This window comes from Alteribacter keqinensis (assembly GCF_003710255.1).
GTDB classification, from domain to species: domain Bacteria; phylum Bacillota; class Bacilli; order Bacillales; family Salisediminibacteriaceae; genus Alteribacter; species Alteribacter keqinensis.
This window is the reverse complement of sequence record NZ_RHIB01000001.1, coordinates 1213658-1227617: the sequence shown is the minus strand read 5'-3', so window position 1 is coordinate 1227617 and position 13960 is coordinate 1213658. Positions and strand designations below refer to the sequence as shown.

The 13960-nt window shown below is 43.8% G+C and carries 16 protein-coding genes; 15 read left to right on the top strand and 1 reads right to left on the bottom strand.

The window, feature by feature from the left end; all coding sequences use genetic code 11:
• Nucleotides 1-16 precede the first annotated feature (16 nt).
• Entirely contained in the window at nt 17-199 is a 183-nt protein-coding gene (locus EBO34_RS06035) for a YqaE/Pmp3 family membrane protein (RefSeq protein ID WP_122897010.1), read from the top strand.
• 58 nt (nt 200-257) lie between these two features.
• On the opposite strand, the gene lexA is transcribed toward EBO34_RS06035, so the two are convergent.
• On the bottom strand, nt 258-887 hold the full coding sequence (gene lexA / locus EBO34_RS06030; RefSeq protein WP_122897009.1) for a transcriptional repressor LexA: 630 nt from the start codon (nt 885-887) through the stop codon (nt 258-260).
• Between the two features lie 184 nt (nt 888-1071).
• On the opposite strand from lexA, the gene yneA reads away from it, so the two are divergent.
• From yneA to EBO34_RS05960, 14 genes are all read left to right on the top strand, one after another.
• Nucleotides 1072-1368, top strand: a complete 297-nt coding sequence (gene yneA, locus EBO34_RS06025) for a cell division suppressor protein YneA (protein ID WP_183163739.1) — start codon at nt 1072-1074, stop codon at nt 1366-1368.
• Nucleotides 1369-1372: 4 nt separating this feature from the next.
• Nucleotides 1373-2035 carry a YneB family resolvase-like protein gene (locus tag EBO34_RS06020; RefSeq protein ID WP_122898586.1) on the top strand — a complete coding sequence of 221 codons (663 nt, stop codon included), beginning with the start codon at nt 1373-1375 and terminating at the stop codon, nt 2033-2035.
• Between the two features lie 68 nt (nt 2036-2103).
• Nucleotides 2104-2346 carry a DUF896 domain-containing protein gene (locus tag EBO34_RS06015; RefSeq protein ID WP_122897007.1) on the top strand — a complete coding sequence of 81 codons (243 nt, stop codon included), beginning with the start codon at nt 2104-2106 and terminating at the stop codon, nt 2344-2346.
• A 231-nt stretch (nt 2347-2577) separates the two neighbouring features.
• Nucleotides 2578-2727: a hypothetical protein gene (locus tag EBO34_RS20590; protein ID WP_183163738.1), complete on the top strand. Its 150-nt coding sequence runs from the start codon at nt 2578-2580 to the stop codon at nt 2725-2727.
• Between the two features lie 232 nt (nt 2728-2959).
• A complete protein-coding gene (locus EBO34_RS06005; protein ID WP_122897005.1) occupies nt 2960-3523 on the top strand; it encodes an NfeD family membrane protein in 564 nt (187 codons plus the stop codon).
• Nucleotides 3516-4985, top strand: coding sequence for a flotillin family protein (locus EBO34_RS06000; RefSeq protein ID WP_122897004.1), 1470 nt, complete (start codon nt 3516-3518; stop codon nt 4983-4985). The genes EBO34_RS06005 and EBO34_RS06000 overlap by 8 nt, the downstream gene beginning before the upstream one ends.
• 203 nt (nt 4986-5188) lie before the next feature.
• Nucleotides 5189-7186: a transketolase gene (gene tkt / locus EBO34_RS05995; RefSeq protein ID WP_122897003.1), complete on the top strand. Its 1998-nt coding sequence runs from the start codon at nt 5189-5191 to the stop codon at nt 7184-7186.
• 154 nt (nt 7187-7340) lie between these two features.
• A complete protein-coding gene (sirA, locus tag EBO34_RS05990) occupies nt 7341-7790 on the top strand; it encodes a sporulation inhibitor of replication protein SirA (protein WP_183163737.1) in 450 nt (149 codons plus the stop codon).
• Nucleotides 7791-7935: 145 nt separating this feature from the next.
• Nucleotides 7936-8145: a YneF family protein gene (locus tag EBO34_RS05985; protein WP_110517864.1), complete on the top strand. Its 210-nt coding sequence runs from the start codon at nt 7936-7938 to the stop codon at nt 8143-8145.
• 253 nt (nt 8146-8398) lie between these two features.
• Nucleotides 8399-9919, top strand: a complete 1521-nt coding sequence (dacB, locus tag EBO34_RS05980; protein ID WP_122897001.1) for a D-alanyl-D-alanine carboxypeptidase/D-alanyl-D-alanine endopeptidase — start codon at nt 8399-8401, stop codon at nt 9917-9919.
• 364 nt (nt 9920-10283) lie between these two features.
• Entirely contained in the window at nt 10284-10982 is a 699-nt protein-coding gene (locus EBO34_RS05975) for a response regulator transcription factor (protein ID WP_122897000.1), read from the top strand.
• Between the two features lies 1 nt (nt 10983).
• Entirely contained in the window at nt 10984-12342 is a 1359-nt protein-coding gene (locus tag EBO34_RS05970; RefSeq protein WP_122896999.1) for a sensor histidine kinase, read from the top strand.
• Complete coding sequence (locus tag EBO34_RS05965; protein ID WP_122896998.1) at nt 12339-13052, top strand: PepSY domain-containing protein; 714 nt, start codon at nt 12339-12341, stop codon at nt 13050-13052. Before EBO34_RS05970 ends, EBO34_RS05965 begins: the two co-directional genes overlap by 4 nt.
• A 104-nt stretch (nt 13053-13156) precedes the next feature.
• Entirely contained in the window at nt 13157-13795 is a 639-nt protein-coding gene (locus EBO34_RS05960; protein ID WP_122896997.1) for a PepSY domain-containing protein, read from the top strand.
• Nucleotides 13796-13960 lie beyond the last annotated feature (165 nt).

Genomic DNA, 13960 nt, shown 5'->3' with positions numbered 1-13960 from the left:
AAAGGAGTCATGTAATATGATGTACTTACTGGCTATTTTACTGCCTCCGGTAGCTGTACTATTGGTAGGAAGACCGTTTCAGGCATTGCTGAATTTGGTTTTAACGCTCTTTTTCTGGCTGCCGGGAGCCATTCACGCCTGTTTTATTGTAGCGGACCAGAAGCAGGATAAGAGAATGAAAAAATACTCAAAAGAATAACTGACATAAAGAAAACCCTGAAGCTTTCCCGGCTTAAGGGTTTTCTCCATCAATATGCTTAATGCACGGTGCGGAATACACCGACGACTTTACCTAAAATAGAAACATGTTTTAACAGGATCGGGTCAAGAGACGCGTTTTCAGGCTGAAGGCGGATGTGATCTTTTTCTTTGAAGAATCGTTTAACCGTAGCCTCATCCTCTTCGGTCATTGCTACTACAATATCTCCGTTATTGGCGCTTTGCTGCTGACGAACAACCACCATATCCCCGTCGAAAATTCCTGCTTCAATCATGGAATCACCCTGGATTTCCAGAATAAATGACTTTTCATCCTGTACCATACGGGAAGGAAGCGGAAGGTACTCTTCAATATTTTCAATAGCTGTAATGGGCTGGCCGGCGGTAACCTTACCAATGAAGGGAACGTACACAGACGGACTCTCGGAAATTTGTAAACTTTCATTTTGTTCTTCCAGCTCAATGACTTCAATGGCGCGTGGTTTGGTCGGATCTCTTCTGATCAGGCCTTTTTTCTCCAGACGTGACAAATGGCCGTGAACGGTCGAACTTGAAGCAAGCCCGACAGCTTCACCGATCTCCCTTACGGAAGGTGGATAACCTTTTTGTTTTACTTCAGTTTTAATATATTCCAGAATGTCCTGCTGGCGACGGGATAGCTTTGTCATAGTAGCACCTCTTTTTATTCATTATGTAGGAATCCGTGCAAATTTAAGAAACCTCTGATGTTAGGAACATTATACCATGAGGCGCATATGGGTGCAAACATTCGTTCTGTTTTTTGTGTTGACTCGAACGGGTGTTCCTATTATACTGAATACGAACATACATTCTGTAAAGAGGTGTTTAATCATGGATTTACTGATAAACGTAAAGAGTTCCCATGTGATTACTGCTGTTATCATTCTTGTATTTGTTCTTGTTACGACGATCCCTGTAGACGGAAAAAGCCTGGAAGCATATGAGTATGATACAATTGTTGTTTCAGAAGGGGATACATTATGGACCATAGCTTCTGATCTGCAGCATGAACTGAATTCCAATAAGGAAACGATCGTAGGATGGATTGCTGATCACAATGATATTGATGGTGCCATAATTATTGCCGGACAGAAGTTAACGGTTCCTGTTAAAGGAGAGAACGGATGATATGATGGAAGCAGTCATCTATGTGCGTGTCAGCACGAAGAAGGAAAGTCAGGAGTCTTCTCTTGAAAGGCAGGTCAGGGAGTTGGAAAAACTGGCCTCAGATCATGACTTTCGTGTTATTAAAACGATAGAAGAGCAGGCAAGCGGGTTTGACGTGGACAGGGAGGGAATCTTTGAACTCCTGGACACATTCAAGGAAAAACAGGCTGGTGTTCTTCTTGTCCAGGATGATACCAGGCTTGGCAGAGGGAATGCAAAAATGGCTCTTTTGCATCAGCTCCATAAGCTGGAAGTGACGGTTTATACTGTTCAGGACCAGGGGACGCTCAGGCTTTCTGAGACAGATACGATGGTTCTTGATATCGTATCTATTGTTGAAGAGTATCAGAGAAAACTTCATAACCTCAAGATTAAGCGGGGTATGAAAGCAGCGGTAGAAAAAGGGTACAGGCCGGAAAAGAATCTTCAGTCAACCGGAGCCGGGGGACGGAGGAGAAAAGATGTACCTATTGAAGAAATCGTCAGACTCAGAAACAGCGGTCTCACTTTTCACGACCTTGCAGCCACTCTCAGAGGATTCGGCTACGATATTTCAAAAGCCACTGCCAACCGCAGGTATCGTGAATACATAAAAAATGCAGTGACTGAAGCCCGGGAAGAAGCTTAAAAACTTGAAAGCCTCCATTAACTCGTGTAGCATAAACGTACAATAAGTTTGGTGGAGGATTGATTTACGTGTTAAGTAAAGATAAAATTGCCCGGATCAATGAACTGGCAAGAAAATCAAAAGGAGAAGGACTGAGTGCAAGTGAGTCAAAAGAGCAGCAGGCTTTAAGACAGGAGTACCTTAAGAGCATGCGTCAGTCTTTTAAAAATCAGCTCCATTCGGTAAAAGTCGTCGACGACAAAGGTAATGACGTAACACCGAAGAAACTGAAAGAAAGCAAGGAAAACAGCAATTCCGATCTTCTTCATTAACAGGCCTGTATTTCACAGGCTTTTTCAGTGGCTTCTTTTATCTTGAGGAGACCCCACCGCGGAAAGCGAAGGACATACAGGCGGCATCAACAGCCACCATCACTAAGATAAAATCTTTTTCAACAGCCAGTCCCCCTTTAAAAGGGGGCTTTTTTTGTGCCATTTAATTTTTGATGAGTTTACCTCTTAGTCAGTGAATCTTTTTTTAAATGAGAAGAGCTGGTTCCTTTTTTGTCAAGCGCAGCTGAACGCCAGGAACGAGACTCCAGCGGCAATGGGGGCCAGGAGAGACCCCCGCAGGGCAGTGCCCGGGGAGGCTCGCCGGCACCGCCGTGGAAAGCGAGTGGATGGCGTTCAGCGGAGCTTTATGAACTGACGTAAGGGTATACTCATTTAAATCTTTAATGAATGAAGTACCGAATGCATGAAACTTTATTTCTTCACAACCGTAAACAATAATGACACAATAAACCATCCTCTTTTAGACAATTATAGTAATGATTTGCTAGAATTGGAGATGACTGTTTGGCTGTGTGTTTCCTTATCTGATCAGGAAAAATAATGTACGAAAGAAGGGAGGGAGATCCGTGGTGCAATCTTACGGAAAAGAGTCATGATTTTCGGTGTTGAGCTTTCTGTCATTTACCTGACGGGACTGATCATAGCTGGCTCATTAACACTTATTAATGCTTTGTTCGGAGATCTTCTGGATGCATTATTTGAGTCGGTGCCCGGTGCATTTATTAACCCGACTGTAGTTCTCAGTTTTGTTGCAGTCCTTTGCGGGGCGGGTTTTGTTTTTGAGAACGGTACACAGCTTTCAAGCCTCACAGGTCTTTTCATTTCCGTAGTGATTGCACTTGTTCTGGTCACACTGCTACATATGCTTGTTCTGGCTCCTTTATCAAAAGCGGAATCCAGCGTAGGCTATCACATGTCGGATTTGATCGGAGACTACGGGACTGTTACAACATCCATTGGGAAAGAAAATGACTATGGTGAAGTCATTGTAAAAACAACATTTTCCATTAAGGGGTATCCTGCAAGATCTGTGAGCGGTCTGCCGGTAGCCAGCGGGGAAGAAGTTCAAATTGTTGATATTGATAAGGAAAACCAGGTGTTGATTGTAAGTGTAGAAGAAAAAAAGCTGATGATGGAGGAAAAAACACATGAATGATCTTAGTTTAATTGTAGGCGGTGTCGTCTTTGCTATTATTCTGGTACTCGTTTTACTATTTGTAACCAAATATACGACTGTGGGGAAGAACGAAGCCTTAATTGTTACCGGCAGCGTGCTCGGTGGAGGCAAAAGCGTTGTATCCGATGACGAAGGAAAGAAAGTGAAAATTATTCACGGTGGCGGTGCATTTATCATCCCTGTTCTTCAGCAGGCAAGACGGATCAGTCTTGAAAACCACAAGCTTGAAGTTGGAGCAAACAATGTTTACTCCAAGCAGGGTGTTCCTGTTTCCGTAAACGGAAATGCGATTATTAAAATTGGCTCCAGCGTTCAGGAAATCTCCACTGCAGCTGAGCAGTATATCGGAAAATATGATGATTTGAAAACTGAAGCACGCCAGGTTCTTGAAGGACACTTACGAGCGATTCTCAGTTCAATGACTGTAGAGGAAATTAACTCTGACCGTGAAGTGTTTGCCAAGGAAGTTCAAAAGGTGGCTGCCACAGACCTCAGTAAAATGGGACTGCGAATCCTTTCCTTTACAACAAATGAAGTCAGTGATAAAAACGGCTACCTGGATGCTCTCGGACAGCCGCAGATTGCAGCTGTAAAGCGTGATGCTGCCATTGCACGTGCGGAACGTGAAAAAGAAGCAAGAATCGAAAACGCCCGTGCGGAACAGGAAGCAAAAGCAGCGGAGTATACACGTGATGCTGAAATTGCAAACTCCCAGAAGGAAAAAGAATTGAAAGTTGCCGAGTACCGCAGGCAGCAGGAAGAAGCAAAAGCCCAGGCTGACCAGGCATACTCCCTGCAGGAAGCCCGTGCCCAGCAGAAAGTAACAGAAGAACGTATGCAGGTAAACATTATTGAAAGACAAAAGCAGATTGAGCTTGAAGAAAAAGAGATCCTGAGACGTGAAAAGCAGTATGATGCAGAAGTGAAGAAGAAAGCCGATGCCGAGCGTTATGCTGTAGAGCAGGAAGCAGAAGCGCAAAAAGCCCGTGAACTTCGTGCTGCTGAAGCAGAGCGTGAGCGAGGTAAGGCTGAAGCCGACGTTATTCTATCCAAAGGTCTAGCTGAAGCAGAGGCGAAAGAAAAGATTGCCGAAGCCTACAGCAAGTACGGTCAGGCTGCGATGCTGAACATGATTACAGAAATGCTTCCGGAATACGCGAAACAGGCTGCGCAGCCACTTGGTAATATCGATAAGATCACGGTCGTTGATACAGGTGGAAGCGGGTCAAACGGCGGCGCGAACAAAGTTACAGGTTACGCGACTAATTTAATGGCAGGACTGCAGGAATCCCTGAAAGCTTCCTCAGGACTGGACATTAAAGAACTCCTTGAAAGCTATGCCGGTAAAGGAAACGTGAAAGACAGCATTGATAACCTGGCAGGTGAAGTGGCATCAACAAAGGACACTACTGAAACAAAAGCTACTGAAAAAAACCAGTAACCATTCATTTTTAAGAGGCCGGTACCATAAGGTAAACCCTTATGGGCCGGCCTCTTTTGTCTGTATAAAAATGGCTTATTCAAAAGACACTAACAGAGGGTTTAAATCCCCTTTCCTGTTCATTAAATGGTTGTTTATTCCCGTTGGAAGGTATATCATGAGAAATGAAGTCGACAAGAATTGATAAGAGAGGATGATCGTGCATGTCTACGAATATGGAAAACCTTTCCATCAGCACTATTCGTACGCTCGCAATCGACAGTATCGAAAAAGCAAATTCCGGACACCCTGGAATGCCAATGGGTGCTGCTCCGATGGCGTATACGCTATTTTCAAATTACATGAATCATAACCCCAAAAACCCTAAATGGTTTAACCGAGACCGCTTTGTATTGTCTGCAGGACACGGATCCATGCTGCTATACAGCCTTTTACACCTGCACGGTTACGATGTATCAATGGAAGACTTAAAAGAATTCCGCCAATGGGGATCGAAAACACCAGGTCACCCTGAATACGGCCATACTCCGGGTGTAGACGCGACGACTGGTCCATTGGGACAAGGACTTGCAATGGCAACAGGAATGGCTATGGCAGAAAGACACCTTGCTGCAACCTACAACCGTGACAACTATAATGTTGTTGATCATTATACATATGCCATCTGCGGTGATGGTGACTTAATGGAAGGGGTTTCTGCAGAGTCTGCATCCCTTGCAGGGCACCTGAAGCTCGGTCGCTTGATCGTTCTTTATGATTCCAACGATATCTCACTTGACGGTGACCTTGACAAATCATTCACCGAGAGCGTTGAAGACCGGTATAAGGCCTACGGCTGGCAGGTTATCCGTGTAGAGGACGGAAATAACCTTGATGAAATCAACCGCGCTATTGAGTCGGCTAAAGAAGACGAGCGTCCTACAATGATAGAAGTAAAAACAACAATCGGTTACGGCTCACCGAATAAGAGTGGTAAATCTGCTTCCCACGGGGCTCCACTTGGTGAAGACGAAGCCAAACTTACAAAAGATTACTATAAGTGGACGTTTGAAAAAGACTTCCACGTTCCCGATGAAGTCCGTGATCATTACAAAACCCTTGCTGAACACGGAGCTGAAAAAGAACAGCAGTGGAATGACCTCTTTGAAGGGTACAAAGAAGCCTACCCTGAACTTGCAAAAGAGCTTAAGCATGCTATGAGCGGTGAACTTCCGGAAGGTTGGGACAAAGACGTTCCGGTTTACCAGGTGGGAGATAAGCTTGCCACACGTGCATCCGGTGGTGAAGTGATCAATGGAATCGGTAAAAACGTCCGTTACCTGTTTGGGGGATCGGCTGACCTTGCATCATCCAACAAAACGATGCTGAATGGAGTAGAGGACTTCACAAGCGAAAACTACAGCGGCCGCAATATCTGGTTTGGTGTACGTGAATTTGCTATGGCTGCAGCGGTAAATGGTATGGCTCTTCACGGGGGCGTGAAACCGTATGCTGCAACATTCTTTGTGTTTTCCGACTACCTCCGTCCTGCTGTACGTTTAAGTGCTCTGATGCAGGTTCCTGTAACATACGTATTTACACATGACAGCATCGCTGTAGGAGAAGACGGCCCGACCCATGAACCGATTGAACAGCTTCCGGCAATGCGTGCGATTCCAGGCCTTTCTGTCATCCGTCCGGCTGACGGCAATGAAACGGCTGCAGCTTACAAGCTCGCAATGGAAAGCAAAAATGTTCCTACTGCACTCATCCTGACAAGACAAGGTCTGCCTACCCTTGAAGGAACTGACCAGAAAGCTTATGAAGGCGTTAAAAAAGGTGCTTACGTTGTTTCTGAAGCAAACGGCGACATTGATGGTGTACTTCTTGCCACCGGTTCTGAAGTTTCCCTTGCTGTAGAAGCACAAAAAGCCCTTGAAAAAGAAGGCCTGTTCGTTTCTGTCGTAAGCATGCCAAGCTGGGACCGCTTTGAACAGCAGTCAGCTGAGTACAAAAAATCGGTTATCCCAACGGATGTTAAACCGCGTCTTGCCATCGAAATGGCAGCAAACCTCGGCTGGGAGCGCTACACAGGAGACGGCGGATCCGTTCTTGCCATCGATGGGTTCGGTGCCTCAGCGCCTGGTGACCGCATTATGGAAGAATACGGATTTACCGTGGAAAACGTAGTATCCAACTTTAAGCAGCTGCTTGAAAGATAAATATCGTTTGCCCTGCGGCGCAATAGTGCCGCAGGGCTTTTTTTATGCATTCGACAAAAACAGTGCTGTTTTTCTTCAAATACTGACAAATACTGTACAGGCTTTCGGGTAGGATAGGAAAAAGACCTTTATTTTAAAGTTAGGGGGAGAGCCTGTGCGAACTTATGAAATCTATCTTATAAATGAAGAAGTTGCATTCATTTATTACGGTTTTGAAGGAAAGCTGTTTCATTTGTTTAAAGAACATCACGAAGCTGTGACTCCTCTGAAAGATATAACGAAACGTCAGGTTTCATATATACAAAAGTCCTATGACTATCTTGAACTGAATGCCTGGCTCATACGCCGGTTTAACAATCAAAAAGGATACAAAAATGAAAGATGGGTCCACACTTTCATTTCAGATAATGAAGAAAGCCAGGCGGTCCTTACTGTTCAAAAAGAGAAACTGACAATAAAATCTCGTGGAACATTTGAAGCTGAAACCCGATTTTTTGACACGTTAAAAGAGTTTGATGATTTTTTTCTTGCGGTCGATTACGACCGGGAAAAATACGGATGGCTCCGTCCCCTGAAGAGTCTCAGAATTGTGGAACAGGGCTGACAGACTGAATATTTATAACAGGATTTCTTTTACATTCTCTTTCATTGTCCCCCTCATTACGTTATAATAAATGAGGTTCCATAGGAGTTCGGATAAAGACGAGTGATATGGAAGACAACATAGAGAGAAGGAGGATCACCGTTTTATGTGGGTAAATATTTTAATCGGTGTTTTAAGCTTACTGGGCGGAATCGCAATCGGCTTCTTTATTGCAAGACAATACATGATGAGCTATATGAAAAAGAATCCGCCAATTAATGAAAAAATGCTTCGTGTAATGATGATGCAGATGGGGATGAACCCATCCCAAAAGAAGATTAATCAGATGATGAAAGCGATGCAGAACCAGAAGTAGCCTTCATTATATAAGGATGCTTTTTCTTTACTTTATAAACGAAATGGAAACCACTACGATCTTTTTAAAGAAGTAGTGGTTTTTTTGCGTGAAAAAGAAAACATAAGTACTAATTATAAGAAAAATAAAGGAAGTCTATTGATCGATTTTTCACTGTCTATTTTCCTAATTTTCAAATAATAATAGAAACAGGGTCAATGATTCCATTAAAATGATACGTGTATCGAAATAAAGGGGGGAAAAGGGGTATTTGATGAAAAAAGTCAGTCGAAAGGCAACGTTAATCATGGTTATGTTGCTGTTCGTTCTGGGTGCAGCTCATTTCACAACGGCAGAGATGGATGGGGATCTGACTGCCGAACAGGAACTGGCAAAGGACCTGCATACGATTTTGCAGGATGAACGTCTTGACCATGCAGTTGCAGGGGTTCATGTTAGATCAGCAGAAAGCGGAGAAGAGCTTTTTTCTTTTAACGGAGGAACGAGTCTCGTTCCCGCATCGGGACAAAAGCTCTTGGCAGGGGCTGCCGCTTTGGATCGTCTTGGTCCGGAGCACACGTTTAACACAGAAGTCTTAACAAATGGGGAGCAGCGAGGAGCTGTCTTACAAGGTGATCTCTTCATTAAAGGAGAAGGGGATCCGACCATTCTTCCTGCAGATTATGAACAGATGGCCGGGAAAATTGCAGAGATGGGTATTAAAAACATTCATGGTAATATTGTGGCGGATGATACGTATTTTGATGACATGCGATTAAGTCTGGATTTATCGTGGTTTAATCAACGGCGTCACACTGGAGCACAAGTATCGGCCTTAAGCTTTGCGCCGGATGCGTCACTGTTATCCGATGCAGCCCTTGACCGGTACAATACGGCTTCGGTTTACATTGAAATTCATCCGGGTGAAAACCCTGGTGATCCTGCAAAAGTACAGGTTACACCGGAAACGGATGCGATTACGATTCGAAACGACATTGAAACGGTTGAATCCGGCGGAACCAGGACCTTTGACTGGGGAAGAGAGCACGGTACAAATGAGATCTTTTTTGAAGGAACGCTGCCTGTAGATGGAGTCCGGATTACGCAGTACGTAGCCGTATGGGAACCGACAGAAGTGGTTTTGAATCTTTTTAATCAGGCTCTTGAGGAAAATGGTGTCCAAGTTCACGGGGATCTCACATTGGGAGAAACACCATCAAATGCACAAGCGTTGACGAGTCATCATTCAATGTCACTTACAGAAATGATGTATCCTTATATGAAACTCAGTCAGAACAATCATTCTGAACATTTAACGAAAACGTTAGGAAAAGAAGTTTTGGGAGAGGGAACGTGGAATAACGGGCTCAGTGTGGTAGAAGAGTATCTGGAACGTGCAGGTGTTGATACTTCAACTGTCCAGCTTCGGGACGGTTCAGGCATGTCACACTTAAACAAAATTCCTCCCCGGGAGATGACCCAGCTTTTGTTCGGCGTTCAGAAAGAAGATTGGTTTGATTTGTATTATGATTCCCTGCCGGTTGCAGGTATGGACGATCACATGGAAGGAGGCACACTGCGTCTTCGCATGAGAGGTACGGCTGCAGAAGGTAACGCCCACGCTAAAACCGGAACGATTACTTCCAAAACATCACTTTCGGGTTATGTGAAGACAAAAGATGATGAACAACTTGCCTTTTCTATTATTCTCAACAATTTCATCGGCTCATCACCGACGTCTGTTGAAGACGCCATAGTGGTCCGTCTCGCAGAGTTTTCAAGAGGTCTGGAATAAAAACAAGAAAAACACTCCTTTTAAGGGGTGTTTTTATTGTTTTTTTCCAATTTCACTTCCTTTAGAGTACAGTTGTTAACAATGTTGACTGCAACGAATGCGCGACACTCCTGCTGGAGCAACGATCAGTTACACCGTGAATAAGCTGTAAGTGGTTTTGACCCCCATATCTGTGTAGCGTTACTGGTAGAGGAAGAACCAGGCATAAACCTTCAGGAGGTTCACCGGCGCCCCCGCTGCAATGAGGGAAAATCAACACCTGAGTTTAACAAAACCGAAAAGAAAAAGCGTTTCTCATCATTCTCTCATTTTTTTCGTGTACACTATAAAAAAATAACACCTCTCAGATGAGGAGCTGATCCTGGTGGAACAAATCCGAATTTTAATTATAGAAGACGAAGCAAATATCGCCATGGTTATTAAGCTTGAGCTTGAATATGAAGGCTATACTGTAGAGATAAAAGAAGACGGACGATCCGGATGGGAAGCCATTCAAAAAGAAGAATGGGATCTCATACTCCTGGACGTGATGATTCCCCATATAAGCGGAATCGAAGTGCTCAGGAGGCTGAGGGCTGGTGATAATCAGACGCCTGTTATTATGCTGACGGCAAGAGATGCCATCGTCGATAAAGTCACCGGTCTCGATCAGGGTGCAAATGACTATGTCACAAAGCCATTTGAAATTGAGGAACTCCTGGCAAGAATCCGTGCCTGCCTGAGATCGGCCGCAGGTAAAAAAGATCAGAAAGATGATGATACCCTGCTTACTTTTCTGGACTTGTCTGTAAATACAAAAACGAGAGAAGTAAAGCGGAACGGCAATCAAATTGAGCTTACACCCCGGGAATATGACCTGCTTGTTTACTTGCTTGAACATCCGAAGCAGGTTCTTACAAGAGAGCAGATTTTAGAAAAGGTCTGGGGATTTGACTATTTCGGTGAAACCAATGTTGTGGATGTGTATATAAGGTACCTGAGGCAAAAAACAGATAAACCATTTGAAACACAGCTCATCCATACCATACGGGGAGTAGGGTATGTAATGAAGGAGTCGAAATAAAATGAAACTCTCTCATCGCATTACACTTTATTCCACAGTAACACTTCTCGTTTTGCTTCTGGTAGTCAATACCAGCATCTATTTTCTCTTTCACCATTACACAATGAATGCAGAGCTTGACAGGGCTATGAGTCAGGCGAGGACTGTGGTTGAAGCCATGCAGACGACTGGTAACAACGAGGATGATGCAGGGGCGTTTATCGGTGCTTCTGTACCTGAGGGCGGTATGATCAGGGTTGTCCGGGAAAATAGTGAAACCCCGATTGCCGTGACTAAAAATATAGAATTGAACGGGATCAGTCCTGAGTTTTCCCCACGGGAAACGACAGAGGACATCACGTTTAATGAGCAGGCATACGCCAGTGCAAGAAGCCCGGTTATCTGGACGGATGGATCCATTGCCTCCCTTGAGCTCATTGCACCTATGAATACCTATGAAGAAACGCTGGGTATTCTCCGGGTTATTTTACTCATTTCATCAATTGTCATCTTAATTCCTTCTTTCTTTGCAGCGAGGGCGTTAAGCCGTTTTATTCTTCTTCCGGTTCAAAATCTTGTACAGACGATGAACCAGATAAGGGAAGAGGGAAGCTTTAAGAAGATTGATATCGATGAACGGGCAAAAGATGAACTTGCCATGATGGGACATTCATTTAATCATATGATTGATCTGTTAAAGAAAAACTTTGATAAACAAAAACAGTTTGTCTCTGATGCTTCTCATGAATTAAAAACCCCTCTGACGGTTATCTGCAGCTATGCACGGCTGTTGAAAAGGTGGGGAATGGAGCGTCCTGAGGTGCTGGAGGAGGCAGTAAACGCCATTGATTCAGAATCCCGCAGGATGAAAGAGATGACAAATCAGATGCTTGCCCTCGCGTCAGGAGAAACAGAGGAGACGCTGCAGGTGATGAACGTTGATTTGTGCAGACTGACTTCGGAAATTGCGAAAAAGCTCGGCACTGCTTATCAAAGACAAGTAGATGTTCAATGCTCCGAAGAAGCTGTTATAAATGGAGATGAAGGAAAGCTTAACCAGCTTCTCTTTATTTTAATAGACAACGGATTAAAGTACAGTGAAGAGGGTCTGACGGTTAATGTAAAAAAAGTGGACGGCAGTCAGCATGTTGAAGTCCGGGATTTCGGGATCGGTATCCCGGAAGAGGATCTGCACTCTGTTTTTGAACGCTTTTTCAGAGTCGATAAAGCAAGAACGCGGAAAACAGGGGGGACAGGGCTTGGCCTCTCGATCGCCATGGCCATCGCCAAAAGTCACAAAGGAACAATTAAAGTTGAAAGTGAGGAAGGAAAAGGGTCTGTATTTACTCTTATCCTTCCCGAGGAAGGACTGAGATTATGAAAAAAAACGTAATAGCAGCATTAACCGTCATTTTGATTCTAATCGCAGGAACGGTAATTTATACAAATATGAAGGCAAGTGCAAACCTGTCTGAAGACGCAATTGGCGACATGCTTGAAGAACGGTACGATGGTGAAGTAAAGGAGATCAGAACCGGTAACGAACAGGAAGAAGATATTTACCAGGTTGAGCTGGCTGCACGTGAGGGAACGTATTATATCGTTGTTTTAGCTGAAACAGGCGAAATCCTTGAGATGGAACTGCTTGAACATAATGAAGACGGTGAAGGCAAAGACCGGCAGACCCTTACGGTTGACGAAATCAGTGAGCGGGTACTGGATTCTGTCGATGGAGACGCGACGATCCTTGAAGTTGAACAGCGTGAAGAAGAAGGGCGTACGATTTACCACGTGACGGTGGATCAGGAAGGTGGAACAGGTACGTTTGAGCTTGATGCCGTAAGTGGGGAAGTGCTTTTGTATACACAGGAAGAAGATGAACCTGAACAGCAGGAGCCTATTTCTGAAGATGAAGCGATCAAAATTGCTCTCCGTGAATTCCAGGGTGAAGTGGATGACGTCGACCTTGAACAGAAAGACGGACGTCTTGTATATGATATTGAGATTGAAAATGACGACGCAGACGTTGAGGCAGACATTATTATCGATGCCTACACAGGTGAGGTGATTTCGGTTACGTTTGATAATTAATAAATCCTCTTCTATTTCTCATCGTTTTCTCATTTTTGTCTAAGGGTTCTATCATCTTCCTTGGCTATAGTGTAAGTAACAACAATACAAGGAGGAACACAAAAATGAAAAAACTGACAGTCGTTTTAACAAGTATTTTTGTAATCGGAGGTACATCCGCTCTGGCCATGGCCAACTCAAATGAAGGTTCAGTCAATACAGTGGACTTGGATTCTCCATTCGAAACAGAAGCAGAAGAAATAACAGAAGAACAAAAAGACCAAAACAACAAAAAACAAAACAGTAAAGAGCAGCTCACGAAAAATGACGCCGTTGCTATTGTGAAAGAACGATTTGAAAATGCAAAAATCGATGAAGTGGAGCTTGAAAAGGAAAAGGGTAAACTCGTGTATGAAGTTGAAATTGATTATAAAGGTGAAGACGGTGATGTTTATGTAGACGCTGTAACCGGTGAGGTTGTTAAGGTTGATTCTGATCTGAAAAAAGCGGAGAACAGACAGTCTGAAGGCAAAAATGATAACAAATCAAGTGACCGGGAGCAAAATGGAGAGAAAATTTCTTCTGAAAAAGCCGGAGAAATCGCCCTTGCCCACATTGGAGAAGGCTACATTGATGATATCGAGCTAGAAAAGAAAAAAGGAAAGCTAATATATGAAGTTGAAATTGAATATGGAAATGACAAAGAAGTTGAAGTATACCTTGATGCCTATACAGGTGAGGTATTGTTTACAGAGCATGACTAATCAATGAATACGTATCAGAAGCCGGTCTGTGAGGGAGTCCCCTTATGGACCGGCTTTTTCTTACGCTCAGCATGAAAAGACACCTGAACTTCTTTTTTATCATTCAGGCATTATCCGTCTGGTAAATTTTTTACTTTTCCACTATTTTCATATCTGATATGATAA